General features: G+C 43.1%; 19 protein-coding genes. 8 read left to right on the top strand and 11 right to left on the bottom strand.

Annotated elements, in window-relative coordinates:
- From OH455_RS00415 to OH455_RS00405, 3 genes are all read right to left on the bottom strand, one after another.
- On the bottom strand, nucleotides 1-168 hold the full coding sequence (locus OH455_RS00415) for a hypothetical protein (RefSeq protein ID WP_157633984.1): 168 nt from the start codon (nucleotides 166-168) through the stop codon (nucleotides 1-3).
- A gap of 185 nt (nucleotides 169-353) precedes the next feature.
- Nucleotides 354-1,106 (bottom strand): queuosine precursor transporter, encoded by a 753-nt coding sequence (locus OH455_RS00410; protein ID WP_269979916.1) that lies wholly within the window; start codon nucleotides 1,104-1,106, stop codon nucleotides 354-356.
- 308 nt (nucleotides 1,107-1,414) lie between these two features.
- Nucleotides 1,415-2,077 carry a hypothetical protein gene (locus OH455_RS00405; protein ID WP_269979915.1) on the bottom strand — a complete coding sequence of 221 codons (663 nt, stop codon included), beginning with the start codon at nucleotides 2,075-2,077 and terminating at the stop codon, nucleotides 1,415-1,417.
- Between the two features lie 181 nt (nucleotides 2,078-2,258).
- Here OH455_RS00405 and OH455_RS00400 point away from each other — a divergent pair, with 181 nt between their 5' ends.
- On the top strand, nucleotides 2,259-2,810 hold the full coding sequence (locus OH455_RS00400; RefSeq protein WP_269979914.1) for a hypothetical protein: 552 nt from the start codon (nucleotides 2,259-2,261) through the stop codon (nucleotides 2,808-2,810).
- A gap of 64 nt (nucleotides 2,811-2,874) precedes the next feature.
- Here the strand turns inward: OH455_RS00400 and OH455_RS00395 are convergent, their stop codons facing one another.
- A complete protein-coding gene (locus tag OH455_RS00395) occupies nucleotides 2,875-3,453 on the bottom strand; it encodes a cysteine hydrolase family protein (protein WP_269979913.1) in 579 nt (192 codons plus the stop codon).
- Nucleotides 3,454-3,634: 181 nt separating this feature from the next.
- Nucleotides 3,635-4,402: an SDR family NAD(P)-dependent oxidoreductase gene (locus OH455_RS00390; RefSeq protein ID WP_269979912.1), complete on the bottom strand. Its 768-nt coding sequence runs from the start codon at nucleotides 4,400-4,402 to the stop codon at nucleotides 3,635-3,637.
- A gap of 413 nt (nucleotides 4,403-4,815) precedes the next feature.
- On the opposite strand from OH455_RS00390, the gene OH455_RS00385 reads away from it, so the two are divergent.
- From OH455_RS00385 to OH455_RS00375, 3 genes are all read left to right on the top strand, one after another.
- On the top strand, nucleotides 4,816-6,297 hold the full coding sequence (locus OH455_RS00385) for an FMN-binding glutamate synthase family protein (protein ID WP_269979911.1): 1,482 nt from the start codon (nucleotides 4,816-4,818) through the stop codon (nucleotides 6,295-6,297).
- Between the two features lie 271 nt (nucleotides 6,298-6,568).
- The gene (locus tag OH455_RS00380; RefSeq protein ID WP_269979910.1) at nucleotides 6,569-8,152 is read left to right on the top strand and encodes an FAD-binding protein; all 1,584 of its coding nucleotides are present in this window, start codon (nucleotides 6,569-6,571) and stop codon (nucleotides 8,150-8,152) included.
- Nucleotides 8,149-8,724 (top strand): hypothetical protein, encoded by a 576-nt coding sequence (locus OH455_RS00375; RefSeq protein ID WP_269979909.1) that lies wholly within the window; start codon nucleotides 8,149-8,151, stop codon nucleotides 8,722-8,724. Before OH455_RS00380 ends, OH455_RS00375 begins: the two co-directional genes overlap by 4 nt.
- A 49-nt stretch (nucleotides 8,725-8,773) precedes the next feature.
- Here OH455_RS00375 and OH455_RS00370 read toward each other — a convergent pair whose 3' ends face one another.
- Together OH455_RS00370 and OH455_RS00365 are read right to left on the bottom strand one after the other, a co-directional pair.
- On the bottom strand, nucleotides 8,774-9,082 hold the full coding sequence (locus tag OH455_RS00370; RefSeq protein WP_045973656.1) for an AzlD family protein: 309 nt from the start codon (nucleotides 9,080-9,082) through the stop codon (nucleotides 8,774-8,776).
- On the bottom strand, nucleotides 9,072-9,785 hold the full coding sequence (locus OH455_RS00365) for an AzlC family ABC transporter permease (RefSeq protein WP_269979908.1): 714 nt from the start codon (nucleotides 9,783-9,785) through the stop codon (nucleotides 9,072-9,074). The genes OH455_RS00370 and OH455_RS00365 overlap by 11 nt, the downstream gene beginning before the upstream one ends.
- A gap of 106 nt (nucleotides 9,786-9,891) precedes the next feature.
- Here OH455_RS00365 and OH455_RS00360 point away from each other — a divergent pair, with 106 nt between their 5' ends.
- Nucleotides 9,892-10,761: a LysR family transcriptional regulator gene (locus tag OH455_RS00360; protein WP_045973652.1), complete on the top strand. Its 870-nt coding sequence runs from the start codon at nucleotides 9,892-9,894 to the stop codon at nucleotides 10,759-10,761.
- A 68-nt stretch (nucleotides 10,762-10,829) separates the two neighbouring features.
- Here the strand turns inward: OH455_RS00360 and OH455_RS00355 are convergent, their stop codons facing one another.
- Nucleotides 10,830-11,699: an MBL fold metallo-hydrolase gene (locus OH455_RS00355; protein ID WP_269979907.1), complete on the bottom strand. Its 870-nt coding sequence runs from the start codon at nucleotides 11,697-11,699 to the stop codon at nucleotides 10,830-10,832.
- A gap of 112 nt (nucleotides 11,700-11,811) precedes the next feature.
- On the opposite strand from OH455_RS00355, the gene OH455_RS00350 reads away from it, so the two are divergent.
- The gene (locus tag OH455_RS00350) at nucleotides 11,812-12,687 is read left to right on the top strand and encodes a LysR family transcriptional regulator (RefSeq protein WP_269979906.1); all 876 of its coding nucleotides are present in this window, start codon (nucleotides 11,812-11,814) and stop codon (nucleotides 12,685-12,687) included.
- A gap of 67 nt (nucleotides 12,688-12,754) precedes the next feature.
- Here the strand turns inward: OH455_RS00350 and OH455_RS00345 are convergent, their stop codons facing one another.
- A complete protein-coding gene (locus OH455_RS00345; RefSeq protein WP_269979905.1) occupies nucleotides 12,755-13,828 on the bottom strand; it encodes a M23 family metallopeptidase in 1,074 nt (357 codons plus the stop codon).
- Nucleotides 13,829-14,426: 598 nt separating this feature from the next.
- Between OH455_RS00345 and OH455_RS00340 the strand changes: the two genes are divergently transcribed.
- A complete protein-coding gene (locus OH455_RS00340) occupies nucleotides 14,427-15,710 on the top strand; it encodes a hypothetical protein (RefSeq protein ID WP_269979904.1) in 1,284 nt (427 codons plus the stop codon).
- Between the two features lie 126 nt (nucleotides 15,711-15,836).
- Here OH455_RS00340 and OH455_RS00335 read toward each other — a convergent pair whose 3' ends face one another.
- Both OH455_RS00335 and OH455_RS00330 read right to left on the bottom strand, forming a co-directional pair.
- Nucleotides 15,837-17,051, bottom strand: a complete 1,215-nt coding sequence (locus OH455_RS00335; protein WP_269979903.1) for an MFS transporter — start codon at nucleotides 17,049-17,051, stop codon at nucleotides 15,837-15,839.
- A 22-nt stretch (nucleotides 17,052-17,073) separates the two neighbouring features.
- Entirely contained in the window at nucleotides 17,074-17,967 is an 894-nt protein-coding gene (locus tag OH455_RS00330) for a dihydrodipicolinate synthase family protein (RefSeq protein ID WP_269979902.1), read from the bottom strand.
- Between the two features lie 136 nt (nucleotides 17,968-18,103).
- Here OH455_RS00330 and OH455_RS00325 point away from each other — a divergent pair, with 136 nt between their 5' ends.
- Nucleotides 18,104-19,402 (top strand): aminotransferase class I/II-fold pyridoxal phosphate-dependent enzyme, encoded by a 1,299-nt coding sequence (locus OH455_RS00325; protein WP_269979901.1) that lies wholly within the window; start codon nucleotides 18,104-18,106, stop codon nucleotides 19,400-19,402.
- Nucleotides 19,403-19,480: the final 78 nt, after the last annotated feature.

Raw genomic sequence — 19,480 nt, 5'->3', positions numbered from 1 at the left:
TCAAGCGGCTATTTTCTCAGCGATAAGCTGAGCAGTTTGCGCTAGCACTCGACAGCTTTGTGCCAAGGCCGCTCGCTCATCAGCGGTTAACTCTTCGCCTTGAGCAGGGATTGCTGACCTTTGAACAATCTCAACCCAGCGTTTTAGCTCGTCAATGTCATTCATCATAACTTCCTCTCGGTAAGTAAGCGTCAGATCAACAGAGTAGGCAGTAGCCGAAGGAGCCTATCGATTGACCAGAATTGCATGGATGCCTTAAAGTTCGATTGTTATGTTATCGGTATGAGGACAATTGTCATTCTCAAATTTCAAACTACTGTTAATCTCCTTATTATATCAGGTGATCGTTATCATTATTTTTTAAATTTATTAGACTTTTCTGAATATTTGGTGTCAAAACTAAAAATATTAAAGTTTGTATCAATATCATAAATGTCTGAGCCTTCAATATCTTTAAGTCTTCTAGTAAATGAAGTGGATAAAGGTGTTATGATGAGCTCAATGAATACTTTGACAAAACAAAGTGTGACATTAAAGATAAATAGTTCGTAAAGAGGCATTTTTCCATAAAATGCGACAGTTCCCATAATGTTACTATCGATAAACGACGCAACAGTAGTAGATAAAATAAAGCGAACACCCATATATTTACCATTGAACCAGACTTTTGTCTTAGCCATGATATAAGAGTTAACGGGTTCGGCTATGAGGTAAGCTAGTATTGATGCAATGACAATTCTTCCACTGGTTTGCAAAACAGAGTCAAACATTTCATTGCTTTGTATCGCATAGTCCGGACTGGGCAGAAGGGTAACGATCTGTCCCAATACTAAAAAGATAGTGTTAAAAAGAAAACCACACCAAACTGCAACCCTAGCCCATTTGTAACCGTAAACCTCGGTAATGATATCCGACAAAAGAAAGGCGAGTGGGAAGATCAGCGCACCAGCACCGGTAGAGAAATCACCTGACAGACTGATCAATCGCCCTGCGAACCAATTCGAAAGGATGATAACAATCGAGTAACTCATTACAAGAAACCAGAGATAATTTGAAACAATTGGTTTGTTAATAATGCTTCTGTTAATATTTAAAGTGTCACTCATTGTGATATTCCATTTTTACTACGTCGTCGTGTTTTTTACAATGTAAGCCTGCAAACATAAGATTACTTACAGCAGAAATGATTTTTCTTTGGTCTTCCAAGGAATAGTTGTCTTCGATACTGACGTCCTTAATATTTTCTTTGATAATATGCCTTTTGTTTTTTATTCTACTGTATAGAAATACTTCATCATCGATAATTTCAGTATACAGTGGGACATAAATTGGTTTACTCAAACCAAGATAGCTATTAATTTTTCCATCGATAGAGGATAGAAAATTTGTGAGTATTGACATGCAGATGTACTTATTAGATTTTTGCGTTGACTTGATGAACTACTCCGATAAAAGATGCCATTGAGAATTCGTATTTGAGATGAGGGTTTCGTACATCGATAAGATAGATTTTCATATTGGCTTCATCTTGGGCAACTTTTCTTAACTGGAAGCAACCAGATGATCCGGACTTTACTACAACAAGATTATCTACTTCAGGCAGAGACTCTCTGTTAGCGACGAAAACCGTCCCCTTTTTAAAGAAAGGAGGAATAAATTCATCGGATTTGAAACCGACCAATACGTTGTCATTCACCTCAACATCAGTGGTAATTTTGCCAATCCTGTTCAGGTCACTATAAAGCTTAAAGAGTGGTATCGTTATTTCGTTGGTAGGAAGCTGGCGATGAGTGTTTTCGGAGAAGACAACCCTTTGCGTTTCCTGCTGAATGAGGTCATTTAAAGTAATATCAAACCCGTCGAGTTGAAAAAATTCGACAATCTTCTGCAGCGTGTGTAGCTGGGGGTTAGTTTGCCTTTTCATTGGGTCGGCGTGAGCAATCCGAGTTAATATTGAGGGATTTACGCCAATAGCATTAGCGAGGTCTTGTCTTGTAAATTTGCCATCTCTATTTTTTTTCTGTTCGATCAGGTCATAAAGCGCTAAGTCAATTCGAGAGTCTCGAGCTTGTTCCATGTTTCAAAAACCTAAACCTATTTATCTTCCAGTGGCGCAATTATTTGCATAAAAACAGGTGCTTGAAAGCAAGTTGTCATTTATATGTAACAGATGTCACATAATGGTGCTGATTTATGTCCTAATGCTAAGTTCGTTCTGATACAGTCACATAATTAAAACAACGGTAAGAGTATAAACAATGCTGGCTGAAAATCTGGATAGGTTATTATTAGAAACAATAGGTTACCTGATTGACAGATGGTACGAAAGGGATGTGGGAATTGTTGCAAGTTGTTTAGTCGATGGTGACAACAAAGTATTTGCGACAAGCACAAGAGATGGACAAAATTGGAAACACGCAGAGCGTAATGCTTATGAAGCGTTCAGGAAGGTTTATGGTGAACCTTCATCGGATGCGGTGTTCGTTGTTACCTTGTCACCTTGTTTGAAAATGCTTAAATACCGCGGTGAACCCTCTTGTTCACAGTTGATGAAGGAACTAGGAGTCAAACGCACTCATTTTGGAGTATTGGATGACATGCACGTCAATTGCCCAGAAGATTACGCCGAGAATGGTTTGATTGCGACGTTGACAGAAGATCTCCGTTTAGCAGACATGTGTAAAAAATTAATGAGCATGTTTGCTATATATGACTCGAGAATCAATAGCGATTTATTGGGTATAAAACTCGAACTAGGCGATCAGTTTTTTGATGAGGTTTTGTCACTCAGGCTTTCAGAGTCTGTTTAATCCATTTCAGACAATAAAGGGGGAGCTTCAATTGGCTCCCTTTTTGTGTAGTTTGAACAAGTCATTACTTTTCTTCGCGGCTTAAGTCGTCGACTTTTGCTAGCGTCGCTATGCGGCTAAGCATCGTCAAAGAAGCTCGGTGAGCCTGATGTGAAGATGCGGCACAACAGTCTTCCAAGATAGTGATTTTATAGTCACGGTCATGACCCTCTCTGGCTGTGGACTGAATCGCCCATTCAGTACTTACACCTGTAAGATAAAGCTGTGTAACTTGGTTGGCGCGCAGAGTGGCCTCTAATGATGTGTTGTAAAATGCACTAATCCTTGGTTTTACGACGATCAATTCATTTTCTCGAAAGTCGACATCGCGGTGAAATTCGGTACCAAAACTTCCTAGTTTTAATGCTTGATACTGGTCCGCTTTGCCGAAAACTGGAGAAGACTTGGGCAACGCTGCATAGTTCACATCAAAGCCTACCTTAATGTGAACTATTAACCAGTTGTTTTCCCTAGCAAAGTTCAATGCATGATTGGTATTAGCAATCACATTCATTTGGCTCGCGTGTTGTGCACAGCTTGGTATCTTTCCCTCTGGATGAACAATATCGTTGATTAAATCGATGATTAAGATCGCTTTAGACATAGTATTCTCCTAGACATGAACTGGCTTGGGTGTAGGCGTGTATTTAATAGCGATAGTATTGAATCTAGCGATGGAATAATGGTGGTAAAGTTTAATTTTCAAAAATGAAAAAAAACTAAATTCTGATTTCAAAATCGAAAAGGAACCTCATAAAAGGCTCCTTTTAAGTCGAGCCACTGGTTTACTGCTTATGACCCCAATCTTTTGGATCATTGATGTAGGTGACGCCACCATCCATCATCAGATCGCTGGTTGTCATAAAAGCAGAGTCATCACTGGCGAGAAAAAGCGCAGCGCTTGCGACTTCTTCGACGGAGCCTTTTCTTCCAAGAGGAATACCTTCTTTGGCGACTTGGTTAACCTGTTCTCGATAATCAACTTTGTCCCAAATTTCAGTTTCAGTGACACCTGGCGAAATGGTATTGGCACGGATCTTTTTATGAGTAAGCCCACATGCGAAACTTTTGGTCAATGATGAGATAGCGGCTTTTGAAGCGTTGTAAGGCGCTTGATTCCAATTGGCATGGAGCGCGCCAACAGAAGAAATTGTAATTACAGATGCACCTTCTCTCAATAACGGCGCTGAATATTGCATAGTAAAGAAAGCGCCTTTAACGTTGAGTGCAAACATGTTGTCGAAGTCTTGTTCCGTGGTCTCAGTAAAAGGCTTGAGTTGATAGGCTCCTGCGTTAATAACTACTATATCCAGTTGAGAAAATTCTCTTTCAAGCAATGTACACGCTGATGCGATCTCTTCCACTTTGGAAACGTCGGCGACGACTTCGAAGGCCTTGTTTCCGAAGTACTCCCTATTAATGGTTTCCAGTTTTTCTGCATTTCGTCCGTTAATAGCAATCGTAGCGCCTTCTTCAAAGAAACGGCGCGCAATTGCCAAGCCGATACCTGACGTTGCACCGGTAATGAACGCTTTTTTTCCTTTTAGTTTCATAGTAATCCTTTAATAGGTGAGATGATAAACATTTGGTTTGATACGAACCTCTAGTGACCATTGCTCGTTGACATATGACGTATTCGTTTCAGTCTAGAGTTGGCGGTGGCCTTGTTAAGACTGATAAACATTGACTACACATAAAACACTGCGATGGACTTAGCTCGTAAAAACAATACTTTAACTGAGCTTACATTTGAGTTGTAAAGGGAACGTCAATTAGGTAGAAAGTTTGATGCGGGCTAAGGGAATAGGAGAGAGCATTTATACAAAGGTCAGTTGTTGTTTGAAAGCTTGTTGATGATGCAATACGTTCTTATTGATTGAAAAAATTAAAATGGCTCCAGATCGTCAACTATATTGATGAAGACGGTCTATACAAATAGAAAATACAAAGACTAATGGAGCATAAAATGGGTGAATTTTTTGTCATAGGGATCGATCTATTTTCAGGGCTTTTCATCATCGCGATTGGGGTTGGTGTTATCAGTGTTCTATATATGTACGTTGCAGACAAACGCCAACACAAACATGCCATTCGACATAACTACCCTGTTATTGGTCGCTTTCGCTACTTGTTTGAGAAGCAGGGAGAGTTCTTCAGGCAATATTTCTTTGCGATGGATAGAGAGGAGATGCCTTTCAATCGTGCAGAACGTAGCTGGGTATATAAAGCGGCGAAAAATGTTGATCGCACGATAGCCTTCGGCTCTACCCGAAATCTGGACGCAACAGGCACCATCATGTTTATGAATTGTGCGTTTCCTACTTTGGAGGAAGACGCGGTATCCCCAGCCGCGGTCACCATAGGTGAGGGTTGTCGAACGCCTTATACCACGTCATCGATCTTCAATATTTCTGGGATGAGTTTCGGTGCTTTATCAAAGCCTGCGGTTCGAGCCTTGTCCAAAGGCGCAAAGATCGCCGGATGTTGGATGAATACGGGAGAGGGAGGTTTAAGCTCGTATCACTTGGAAGGCCAGTGTGACATTGTGTTCCAAATTGGCACTGCGAAGTATGGTGTCCGAGACCAAGATGGTCATCTTTCTGATGAGAAGCTAACAGAGCTGGCTGCGCGAGATAATATCAGAATGTTCGAGATAAAAATCAGCCAAGGGGCGAAACCAGGTAAAGGTGGCATACTGCCTGGACGCAAAGTGACCGCTGAAATTGCTCAAATTCGCGGTATCCCTCAGGGGCACGACTCGATCAGCCCGAATGGGCATAAGGATATCCGCAATGTGAGTGACTTACTGGATATGATTCATCGTATCCGAGAAGTGACGGGCAAACCTGTTGGGTTCAAAAGTGTCATTGGTTCGCTAGTATGGTTCAACGAGCTACTCGATGAAATTGATCAGAGAGGCCATGACAGCGCGCCCGATTTTATTACGATAGATAGTGCTGACGGAGGCACCGGAGCGGCGCCTCAACCGCTGATGGACTATGTAGGGCTGCCGTTGAAAGAAAGCCTTCCTCTTGTAGTCAATTTACTTAATGAGCGTGGTCTAATTCCGAGAATTAAAGTGGTGGCTTCTGGCAAGCTTATCACGCCTTCTAAGGTCGCGTGGGCAATAGCACTAGGTGCCGACTTTGTTGTTTCTGCAAGGGGCCACATGTTGGCGCTGGGTTGTATTCAAGCCTTGCAATGCAATAAAGACACGTGTCCGACAGGTATCACCACTCATGACGTTCGTCTCCAACAAGGGTTGAATGTAGAGGACAAAATGGAGCGTGTTGCGAATTACAACAAGTATATTCACTATGGCATTGGTCTGATCGCCCACTCATGTGGTGTGACCAACGCACGCGACTTGTCCCGTGAACACATCCGTATTGTCAAAGAAGACGGATTATCTGTCGCATTGGACGAGTTGTACCGACATCACCGATAGCCTCAATGTGTTCATGGGGTCATGAGCACATTCTTTTCCTCTCACTAACTTTCACGCATCAGTAACAGTTACCCATTCATTTGTTTGTGTTTACTGGATCAATATTAATGTTGTTATCTACTTGTTTTTGCTGAATGCATTCACTCCACATATATGTGTGTTGTCTAGTATTTAAGCTGCTGAGATAATCCTGCCCCCTAATTAAAACAGCAGACAAAGCTGTCTGGTAACAACCTGATAGCTATATTATTCACCAGTAAAGGAGCTACACGTGTCATCTGTTGTGGAACAGGTTGATTTGCATCAGCCAATCGAACTGCGCAGTGGCCTTGGCCATCACTCGCGCATCGTCCCGCAAATTCTTCAGCCTCAAAATGGTATGGAGCTGCAACAAGTTATTGAACAGGCGTACTTAAAAAAACTGCCTGTTTATCCTGTCGGGAAAGGCAACAACTGGGGGTATGGTTGCAAAACACCTGCCAGTGATGGTTGTACTTTGCTTGATCTTAGTCGAATGAATCGAATACTGAGCTTTGATGAAGAGCTTGGAGTGATTGAGGTCGAGCCTGGTGTGACACAAGGCCAAGTTTCCGCATATCTCAAACATACACCATGGATGCTAGATTGCACGGGAGCTGGGCCAGATACCAGTCTAATGGGGAACATACTAGAGAGAGGGTTTGGTCACGGTCCTGTTGGTAATCGAAGCCAGCACTTTACGATTAGCGAATTAATCTTAGCCAATGGCAAGGTGATGAAGCTAAACCAGAGCGCGCGATATTGTGGCCGAGCGGGCCTTGCTGCCAATCTTCACGAGTTGTTCACTCAGAACAATATTGCCGTGATCAGCAAAATTAAGTTCGAACTGATGCTTAGGCCAGAAGCGAGCTTACGTTGTTTAGTACGCCTGAAAAGCGCGAATGATTTACCTGCCTATATCGATATCATGCGCCGCCTGAAATCAGAAGGCAGCATTGATGGTTTGCCTCACTTGGGTAACACCTACCGAATGCTAACCATGATGGAACGATTCGATTTTAACAAGTGGAGCACGATTAATGGTGCGAACCAGAAGGATGTTGAATCTCTGTGCAACCAATACAACCTATCTCCTTGGTCGGGTGCGTTTGTGATCACAGGCACTAAGGCAGTAGCAAAAGCTAAAGCCGCGCGGGTAAAAGCACTGCTGAAACCCATCGCTAAAATCAATGTAGTTAGTTTGGCAAAGCTGAAACAAATGAATCAAATAGCGATCAGTGCCAGCCGCTTGCTTGGACGCCTGCCCATGTACCAGCGCTTGCAGAGTAGTCTCAATGAATTTACTGAGATGATGGATATGCTCGAGGGGAACCCTAAAGATTTGGCACTCAAAGGTTGCTATTGGCGCTATCGTGGAAACATTCCGGAAAAAATGAACCCTGTGGAAGATGGGGCTGGCTTTTATTGGGTTGCACCTACGCTTACGATGGTTGGTGAAGAGGTTGAAAAATGTATGCGTTTGTCACAGCAAGCTTTTGACAAAGCAGGGTTTGAATTTGGTGTCACGTTAACCGCCGTTAATGCTTACATGTGCCAGGCAATTATCAGTATTTATTACGACGCCGGTAATCCAGATGAAGTGAGCAGAGCGACAGAGTTAGTACGTAAATTGCGCGCTTTGTATCGACGCTACCAGTGGCCGTGTTATCGACGCGCCGTTGATGAAATGCCATTCAATGGTGAGTCAGAGCTGGAGCAAGACGCATTAGATCTGCGCAGTCGTATCAAAGCCGCGTTTGATCCGGATGACATTGTTTCTCCAGGTCGTTATCAGATGGCGGTTCCTTACAAATTTTCAGAGGACAGTAAAGCATGATCTTATCGAGCAAACGCCTTTCCAGAGACAGTGACTTTCTGGAGTTTGCCAAGCACTACCAATCCATATCGGGCAATACGAGTAATATAGAGCAACTTAAGAGCCGAACGTGTGTCAGAGCGTTTTACGATTCAAAAGGGCAGATGTGTGCAGGGTATACAGTCAACTGCGACCATCCTTTGGTTTATGTCGCAGATTTACCACAACACATGGAAAAGCACCCCCTTCAATATGCCACGGACAATATTGTTGAAGGTGGGGGACTTTGGGTTGAACAAGAGCTATCAGATTTTGAACGTGGTTTTGTCTTTATTCATGCAAGCTGGGAGGCGTATCGTATGAAAAAGCGCTATTTCATGGCAGGTGCTCGCAATCCCAAAGTCGCTGAAAGGCAAAAGTACATTTATCCCAAGATCTTGTTTGAAGGTCCAACGGAGAAGTTTGATTACGTCTGTATGCTTTATTGCCGCCGTGAGTATATTTTGTGCCAGATTGGGCTGTTTGTTTTACGATACTGGATCACTCAACCGATTAAAAAGTGGTTGAGTAATCTGAAAACAGCGACAACTTAACTTAAATTGAAAAGAGCCTTAAGCGAGGCTCTTCATCTGACCAATATCGTTAAAAAGTTCTTGTTAAAGCCGCTAGGACAATTCCTAGGGTGATGGATGTGAGTGGCCGTTTAAAAGCCAGTGTACCAAGAGCTGTAACCAGCAAAGCAAGCTTAGCGCCCATGTCCCCGGTAATAAATAACGGCGCTATAATCGCGACTAGCACCGAGCCCGACATAGCGGCAATAAACTGCTGCACGCGTTGACTGATAGGAATGTAAGACATTACATAGATGCCACCCCACCGAGTCACAATGGTGACGATGGTCATCACTGCTATGATCGCCAATGTGCCTAGTTCGGTCGTCTCAATGTTCATGTTTGTTTTCTCCTACAAGCACGCCAGCAATACCTCCAGTTAGGGCACCAACAATCACGTGAGCATTTTCTGGTAGATACAAATACGCGGCAATAGAAGAGAAGGCAGCAGATGCCCAGATAAGGTAAGTTCCCTTCTCTTTGTTACCTTCTAGCACCATGGTGAGCAAAAAACACCCCATTACCATATCAATGCCATAAGCGGATGGGTTTTGAATCGCGTTACCAAAATAAACACCGACCCAAGTGCCTATAATCCAGAATATCCATATTGCTAGACCACCTCCAAACAAAATGCCTAGCCCTTTCGAGTGCTCATTATTCCCAAACGCTTTCATCGACATGGCCCAGTTGGCATCTGAAGCCAGTAACATCACTCCGTAACGTGGTAAAGCTTTCATGGTTTTAATGTGAGGATAAAGCGTTGCCCCGATAAGAAGATGGCGTGCATTGATGGCAAATACCGTGATAGCTAATGGAAAGACAGGGACATGCGTTCCCCACAGATCTAATGCACCAAACTGAGAAGCGCCAGCAAAAACCAGCGTGCTCATCCACAAAGCAGACGATTGACTCAGCCCAACCTGAACCGCCGCCAGCCCATACGCAGTGCCAAAAACCACCACGAATATCGAGATCGGTAATAAGCTAATAAAGCCATGTTGAACTGATTGATACTCTAGTTGTAATTCTTTTTCGAGCATAGAGTTAGCCATTTTCATGAGTGATATTAAAGGAATCAAACAGTAAACTGGAATGATGAAATCGAAAAGCGCATAATTCAGAAATTACCCATTCGAAAATCGAATAATGAATAATCAAGATCTGCAAATTGACTGGTTAAAGAGTTTTGTTGCTATCGTAGACGCTGGTTCTTTATCCAACGCCACGGCAAGCGTACACCGCTCACAATCGGCTGTTAGCATGCATTTGAAAAAATTGGAAAATGCAACAGGCAGGAGGCTAATCGTCAGAGGCAGCCGAAACATAGATCTCACTGAAGAAGGTCAGGTTTTATTGGGCTATGCTAGGCGTATACTCGATTTGCACTCAGAAGCGCAGGCTGCGTTTCATGGTAATGAGCTAGTCGGTCAGGTGAAATTAGGTGTGCCCGAAGACTACGCTGCAGAGTATTTAACACCGATATTAAGAAACTTTGCTTCTCGCTTTGCGGGCGTTGAAATCGAACTCGATTGTGAGCAATCCACTTCGCTAATCCCAAGAGTTGAGAGCAACGACCTAGACTTGACGTTAGTTTCAAGAGATAACGCCAGTAGAGGAACTCTGCTTTTTCAGGAGCCGATGGTTTGGGTAGGGGCTCCACAATTTGAGATTTGGCGCAGAGAGACTTTGCCTATCGCCGTTTATGAAAGCTCAAGTCTAGCCAGGCGCAGCGCGATCAACTCATTGGCTCAACATGGCAGGCCCTATAAAGTGGTTTACAACAGTTCAAGTGTTGCTGGACAGATTGCAGCGGTTGAGAGTGGGCTGGCCGTAGCGGTGTTTACTCAGTGTAGTGTGCCAGAACACCTCGAAGTCTTAGGGCTGGAACATGGATTGGGCCCATTAGAACCAATGGAAGTCGCCGTTTATCGCAGCAAAGCGTCCAAAGGCTCCAGAGCGGTAGACTATTTACATGATTTACTAGTTAAGACATTGAAAACGGCGTCTGTTCGCTAAAATATTATCCTTGATTTGCAATTGTCTTCATGATGTGGCGGTGTTAGAGCACCACCACATCATGGTTGTTACCACTCCATTTCTCCCTTATGGACTTTCGCTCCAATACTCAGGGCAACAGGCAACGCTGCTTCACCATATTTAGTGCTCATTTTCTCAATCAGTTGCTCACTGTTTTTGGTTGTTCTCTTCGCCTGCTTAAAATCCTGCAGATATTGCTGAGAATATTGAATAGAGCCCACGTCAAGTTTTGTACCGGAGATCATATGCCCTGGGATAACGACTTCTGGTTTCAGTGACTGAATCTCTTTCAATTGTTTGGACCAAAGCGCTTGGCTTTCATCGCTTTGTGCATCAGCCATCCACAAATGGAGATTCGTACCATATATTGAAACGTTACCCAGTACCGCTTTTTCTGATGGAATCCAAAGATAAGGTCGGTGGGCAATGTCACCATCAGTACCATGAATTTCAATGGTATGACCGTCAATAGTTAAACTAGAAGCGGTGTACTCTGTTGGAATATAGGGTGTTACTGGAGCGTTATCGCCCATGCGCGGCGCCCACACCTTAAGCTTGGTTGGCAGTTTTTCCTCGATAACTTTTCTTACCGCTGGCGTTGCAATGATTTGTGCATCTGGGAATAAGCTATGTAGCACTTCTGCACCAAAATAGTAATCAGGATCAGCTTGACTAATAAAGATGGTTTTCAGTGTTTTACCTGTATCCAGAACTTTTGCTGCAATACGAAGTGCATCTGCTTTAGTGAAACCAGTGTCGATAACCATAACCTCAGTTTCACCGATAATTAGCGTTGAATTCACGTGGAAGCTGTTTTGGTCAGCGTTGTAAACATCAAAAGTGAGGTTTGATTGTTCAGTTGCGAAAGTATTCGTTGCGATCAGCATCGAAGCAGCAAGTAGGGTAAGTCTTTTCATCATTCTCTCCATTAACAGGGTTGTGTGTTGGGACATGGGGATAATAGGTCATTGACCTGACCAGAAAAACACACCATAGTTAACAACATTATTTCTTAAATCGAACATATAGATGGATAGACTTACCGCTGCTAAAGTATTTGTCGATGTCGCACAGTCGGGCAGTTTTACTGCCACGGCGGATAGGCTTGATATGTCGAGGCCAATGGTCACTCGATATGTCGAAGCCATGGAAGATTGGCTGAGTGTGCGACTGCTGCATAGGACGACCCGCAAAGTGTCTCTTACCACGGCAGGGGAATCTTGTCTCAAGCAGGTCGAGCAATGGTTGGAGCAGGCTGATAAGCTCACAGCGACAACGGATACTGGTGATGAACTAACAGGAACGGTAAGGGTGGCGACCAGTATGTCGTTTGGCTTTTCGCAGCTAATACCTGCGGTTACTGCGTTTATGCAGTTACATCCAAAAGTCAGTATTGATATCGATCTTCAAGATTCAATGACAGACATGGCAGACAGTCAAATCGATTTGGCGATCAGAATTGCTTCTAACCCAGATCCTTCTTTGATTGGTAAGCCGATAGCGATATGTGACTCTGTGATTGTTGCCTCTCCGAGTTATGTTGCAAACGTTGAGGTGAGTAAGCCGGAAGACTTATCGCGATTTCAGTGCTTAGGGTACAAAAACTTCCAGCGACATGTGTGGCACTTGACTAAAGGTGACGAGCACAAAGCGGTAGAGGTGCATTGTAAGCTGACAGCGAATGAGGCGACGGTATTATTGCACGCGTCATTAAATGGTGCCGGCTTAGCGGTTCAGCCAAGATATTTGGCAGATGAATATTTATCGAGTGGTAAACTAGTTCAAATACTTCCAGAATGGAAACCCCAACAGATGATGGTGTATGCCTTGTATTCTTCCCGAAAGCATTTGTCGCCAACAGTGCGTTGTCTGATTGACTTCTTTGAAGATTATCTCGCAAGCTGAACGTCTCTATTGTCTCAATGAACCTAGAGCTATCTCCCGAAAAGAAATCGAGAGATAGCTGCAAATATTAAGGATTATCTACCCGATACCAAAAGCATTGTTTTGAGTTGGTTCTAGCATCTAGCATCCACGTGTAGTTGCAATGGCTATCGTAGCTGTAGCGACCTACGTCAATAGTGTATGGACCAAATGAAACATTTTGCAATGACTCAAAACGTCCGTTAAACAACAACGAAAAATGCAGGTGTGGCCCTGTTGAAGAACCCCCTTGACATAAAGCAATGTTTCTCTGATTGGCGTAGGTTCCGATTTTTTGGTTTTTGGACACCCAAGCCCCATCTTGAACCTGTATCCCGTCCATGTGGTAATAGTTTGTTGCCCATCCATTTGGTGCCGTTACCCTCAGTTGGCAACGAGAAAACACGGAAACGTAGCCTTCATGCGCAGCGGTGACACTATAAGTTTGTTCTCCCCATCGTGGCCAGTCATATGATAGGTCTACTGATGAGAGCGGATAGCCTGAGCCTGTATGTGAATGTGGGCCATTGGGTATCCAGTTGTATCCAGCCCTCCATGGCCACTGCATATCTGGAGGAGAAGCAAAGCTTGCTTCTTCCTCTGCCTTCGGGGATCCAAATCGCTGTGAATACAATGTCTGCCAATTAGACCATTGTTGGATATCCTTGAGTGATGACACAATGGCAAAGGTGGCTGCGCTATCTAGTGCTTCTGGTTGTTGCTTTGCGTGATAGAAAAGTTGAGAGAGGCGGTTTGCAACATGTTTAATTTCACTCCTAACATGTTCTAACTCGGATTGAGATAGTATGTCAGCGAGTGACATATCATGAGATGCTGCCAGCGTTACCAATATCACTCGAGGATCTACCCCCATTGCCCCGCTCCAGTGATTGAGCTCCTCTTCTAGCACTAGCCACTTTGAGCTCTTCTCGAAGTAATCAGAGATGGAAAAAGGTTGCTTGATAGGTCTGTAAACGAAGCTTTGATCTGTCAATAAGGTCGGAATATTGTGTTTTTTCAATGTGGAGAGGTTAAGGTTTCCTGTGTCAATCGCAGGTAGAATAGAGTGTGAGAACCCTTGCGCACTAAACAGTAACAACAAGGTACCAAGTTGTGTTTTCATAATGTTCTCCAGCCAACTGTTTTACTTGCAAGCCCCACTATGGTGAACTTACGAGCTGACAGCGAGTCCGTGGAAGAACGACTGCTCGTAAACTTTCTATTTTAATCATTGCAGCACTGCAAGCGTTATCCACTAGCACTCAATGCCAGTGAGCTTTAAGCCTAATACGGCGAGTTACTCTCGATATATCACCGTTGTATAGAGCCAAATTATGCTCTTATGAAAGTGTAATAACTCGTGTACTCAATGCCAAAATGATGCTTTGTCGTACGCTGTATAGATGGATGAACAGATCTTTCTTTGATTGAGATTTAGGCAACCAGATTGGAGGCTAGCTCTTGTTGCTTGGCCTATAAATGGAGGCATAAACACAGCGATAAACTTGCTCTAAAAGATATAGTCCCTTGAAAATAAAAATGAGATCTAGATTCAATTATTGACGAGATAGTCGTTCCTCAACCATCGGTATCGGATACCTAGATATAAAGAACTATCGACTTGAAAAAAAGCCACATTAGACTATATTGATTTGATTGTCACTATTGAAGGAGCTAGTGCTAGTTCTCGTACTTAAATGGTTTATTTTTAAGGGTTATGTATGTCAGCCAAACTTAATTATACAAAACAAAATCTGATTAAATCTATTAATTATTATATGATGACTATAAAGAAAAGAAAGGCTGTCATTTCAAGGAAAAAGAAAATATCTAGGGCTACAGTTTTAAGTTCCTATATATTAGCTTGTGATGAAATTGAAGAACTATCGAAACTAATTGATTCATATATAAAGAAATCCATCAATGATGCAACTTTAATAAATTTGGCCAATAAATTAGGTAGAGTTGGCTCTTGCAGTAATGATCGGAAGCTTCTAAGTGGGGGAGGTAAAGAATCAAGCTCATCTTCATTGAGGAGCCATGTTAGCAACGCATATAAGAGTTCATATAACAATAAGCTTGAATCTCTTAACAAGGTTCTTTTACCAACTGATAACTACGATAATAGCTTTACTATACCCGTTGAACATTTAACTCAATCTGGTACTGCTAGTGCTTCAGCGCATGCTGTCGTGATGTATAAGCATAACTTCTCTCATAAAATCTATTTTGGCAAAAAAATTTCTGAGCATGAACGTTCTAATGCACTAGCGGAAGTTCTGTACTCTGAAATTTGGCGAGAAATTATTGGTTATAGAGCGTCAAAATCTTTATGTATGGTTGACGGTGACAACAATATTATAGGAATTTGCTCTGAAGCTTTACCTAATTTTAAAGAAGTAAAAAAAATACTCAACTCATGTGAGTATCCTAAGGAAATGGGGCTTTTATCCATCGTGCTTTTATCTTATTTACTTGTAGAGGATGATCTACATATCAAAAATATTGGACTTTGCACCATAAATGGAAGAACAGTTTTTGGTAAAATAGATCATGACTATATTGTGTCTAAATGGGAAGAGAAAAAAAATCATTTTGAATCAAGCTTTCCATTGAATAATATCATTGAGTATATAAACTCAGGCGACATATCAAGCTTGAAAATAATGGCTAAATCGTTGCGTTTTTCCCCAGGCAAAGCAAACGGTTTGCTACTGAGGGCTGGTCACAAAATAAGAGGGATCACAGGAGCTGGTGCTAATACAACGTTAGGGAAAAGGAATGCCAAGTCGTTTTACTCCAATTACGCTTGTATTAATGATGATTGTGCTCGTGATTTCTTAAGAAGTAGAATAAAGTTATTTGACTACAAAAGGATTGAAAGAGTTCTTAATGAAATGTCTCTTATCGCTACCAGTGGAGCCATTCAAAATCATGGCAAAATAGGCGATATATATGACTTTTTAAAATTTAGAATACGTCATGTGCAAAAAAACCTGTTGTGATCGTTGTCTACCTTCAACAACAGAAAGTATAGTCTTACTGTTGTTGATTGCTTTCTCATAGCTATCACTTTGGTGTTTCGTTTCACAATTCTTAGCTTTAGTTGGGCCTATTGTATAACGTATCTGCTAGTTTCTATTGCTTTCTGTGAATCGCCTATGAATATCACTCATAACCGCGAACCCAAAGGTGATAAAAAAACTGGCCAATATTGACTGATAAGGAGATTCATCAGCCATAAAGCCTGCAAAAGTACTACCGACGGAAACAGCAGCAATTTTTAGAGCTGCAATCCACATGAACACTTGAGAAGAACTTTCCCTCGGTGAGTAGTCAACCCTAGCTGCCAGGCTTGCAGCAAAGAAAAGTGCATTGGCGACACCGCATATGAAGTAAGCGCTCAGGCCGAATTCATAGACAGTAGCCAATGAAACGAGAAAAAGCCCCCCTGAGACACCTATGGCAGATAGCGTCATAATCTGTTGTGGCTCTTTGAGAGTGGGAAAGCGAATTAAACAAACAGAGCCTACTAAATTGCCGACGCCGTACAGAGCAATGAGGGTAGCGGAGCTGCTTTGAGCTTGCCCCCAATCTTCAGCGAGAGAAATTGCGCAGACTGGCAGTGCTGCGAGTGAAAATGAGGTCGCTACGGTTAAGTACATGGTACGAGTAAGCGGCCCATTGGTGATTATTTGCCGTGCGACCATAGCAACGCTTGGCACAGCAGCAGGGCTAAGGTTATTCGGTTCACTCTTGGGTAGCTTCAGTATTAACAGAGCACTTATTAATGGAAAAAAAGCAATTGTTATCATTGCTGACTGTGTATCACTGATTTCCGTCAATCCAGCCACGAGCATAGGACCTAAAGTTCCTCCAACAGCGTAGCTACATACATCCCAAGCATGCGCTTTTCTTCTCATCAAACTGCTGGTACTGAATAAAGTGTTCAGTAGCCCACTGATTCCTCCCATCAAATAGGGTGCAGAACTGCCACAAGCAATAAGAAATAATATCAGAACGGGCAATGTTAATTGTTGGAACCAAAATGTCGTTATTGCCATGAAAGTGCTATAGATACAAGCTGCTACCACGATCAGTTTTCTCGGGTCGTTCGCTATATCCAACCAGCGTCCCCATATGGGGCCAAGTAAATGTGGGGCGCTCAGACAAGCGGCAAGTATCCCCATCTGATGGTTAGGTATCCCTTTTTCAGATGAGAGGATCAATATGCCGACAATGGCAGCACCTGTTGCTGTTCTCGCAAAGCAAGAAAGACTAAAGTACAACAGCAATAAAGGTTTATGTTCCTTCTCACTTGAATTCGAGGTGCTAACATTGTCCATATCTATTTCCCCAAGGTTATCGTTAAGCTAGGTCTAGTTCTGAGATAAGGTTTTGCAACTGGAGCTTGGATTCGCTGTCTAATCCAGTGAGAGGCGCAGGTAAACATGGAGACTCGGTATAACCCAGAAGCTCAGCAGCACTGACCATTACACGCATACCACCAAGATTATCTGAGAACAATTGCCACAACTTTTCATATTTCAAAGATAGGTTTGCCACTTGTTCTGGTTTACTCTGTCTTGCTAGCTCAAATAGGTGTTTAGCAGTACGAGGGAACAGACCAGCGAGGACTGAATACCAAACATCACATCCGCTTTGTATGCCCATAGAAGCAAAAGCGTCACCACTGACACCAATAGTTACATCCTCAGGTACAAGTTCTTTTAGGGTTTGAACTCTATCTTGCCCTTGGTCTTTAAATTGAGCTCCGGGGAACTTTATAGACTGCACCATTTTAAGCTTAGCGATCTCGGCATGGAGCTGATCGCTAAAGGTAAAGTGAGTCGCGCTAGGGTTGTCATAGACACAAATCGGCACAGAAACATTGTCAGACACAGACCGATACAGCTCATAGACTTCCTCATCAAAGAGACGTTGATAGGAAATTGGCGCGAGTAAAAGCCCTTTGACACCAAGTTGTTCTGCTTGTTGAGCATTCGCGAGCACATCTCTTAATCTCAGTGCTCCAATACCCGCTAAGACAGGAGTACTTCCTGCCATCTCGACTGCTGTTGAGATCGCCGCATGTTTTTCCGTTGCGTTTAAGTATGGATATAAGCCGGTCGATCCCAGTGCACATATAGAATCTACCTTGGCGTCAACTAAACGGCCAAGAATCTTATAGTACGCCTCGATATCGACTTGTTCGTTTGAGATAGGAGTAATAGGGAAGGCACTTATTCCTTTAAAAATCATTAGTTTATTCCTTTGAAAAATTGGTTGATAGTGGACTTGACGTCAATAATGAAATAAACACTCACAAGTGTTATCTTAGTCATAGTCATAAAAACTAATTGTCATAGTTCAATATAAACATTGTCATAGGACAAATATGAAAGTCAAGATAAATGGGCAAACCGGGCAGGAATTATTTGAGTCTGTTCGGTCTTTGATTGCGTCAGGAGATTTAAAAGAGGGAGACTCGCTGCCTCCAGTAAGGGAGCTTGCAGCACATGTTGGCGTCAACAGAAATACTGTCGCTGGTGTCTATCAACGCTTGGTAAAATCAGGGTTAGCAGAGACCAAAGGCCGTTTAGGTACGCGCGTTAAAGCTAGGCAATCACAACAGCAGCAAGACGGGATAACAGAAACGAAGTTAATGGATCTTGCTGACGGCAATCTTCTTAAGGAATGGCTCCCCAACCTTGAACAATTAGCCAGAAAAGCGCAACTGAGACAGTTTGTCTATGGTGAAACGCCTATTTTGTCTGATATGGAGACGTTTGGTCGAGAGTGGTTCATAGACGTGTGCCCGGACAACATGGGTTTATCGATCACCAGTGGGGCGGTCGATTCATTGGAACGCTTAATGTCAGCCCACTTATTACCCGGTGATCAAGTGGTTGTCGAAGACCCGTGCTATCTCGGCTCTTCGACCGCTATCAAGTTGGCTGGAATGCGTCCAGTAGGTGTGAAAATCGACGCTCATGGCATGATCGTCGATGAGCTTGAATCCAAGTTAAAAAAAGGGGCTAGGGCCGTATTGTTTACTCCGAGAGCCCATAACCCTACCGGGTGTTGTTATAGTGAAGAAAGAGCAACAGCTATTCGCCAAGTGCTACAACGGTTTCCGAATGTGCTGGTGTTAATTGATGATCACTATGCCTTACTTGCTCAGCAACCCTATTACAGTTTGGTGCCGGAAAACGGTGTATTTTGGGCTGTGTTTCGCTCAGTATCAAAAGGGCTAGGTCCAGACCTAAGGCTTGCGTTTGTCGCTGCTGACCCAGTGACAACAGAACGTCTTCACAGTCGATTGACTGTAGGCATGAACTGGGTCAGCCGTATCCTTCAATCGCTAGTTATCTGCGCACTAACGTCAAAAAATGTTGTGCAACGGCTACACTCAATGAGTGAAGACTGTAGACAAAGGAACCAATGGTTGATTGAAGCACTTGAAGTTCATGGAATATCAATTGTTGGTCCTGTTGAAGGTGTTAACTTATGGGTTCCCGTCAACGGTGACCCTCAAGCGCGCGCATATGAGCTATCAAAACGTGGTTGGCTGGTGAGACCAGGCGGCCAATTTGATATTGACGGCAAAGCGATGGGGCTGCGGATAACCACGACTAAGCTGGACCAAGAGCTAGCTTCGCAATTAGCTCAAGATATCGCGCAGGTTGACAGGTAGTGAAGATTAAACGTTAAAGATCTTGCAGGATCAAACCGAATTTTTGAAACCAGGGCAACTGAGCGTAGTGCAGCACCG

The organism is Vibrio sp. T11.5 (assembly GCF_027587155.1).
In the GTDB taxonomy this organism is placed as follows: Bacteria; Pseudomonadota; Gammaproteobacteria; order Enterobacterales; family Vibrionaceae; genus Vibrio; species Vibrio neptunius.
Note: the sequence above shows the minus strand (reverse complement) of the source record. Positions and strands in the feature narration are given on the sequence as shown.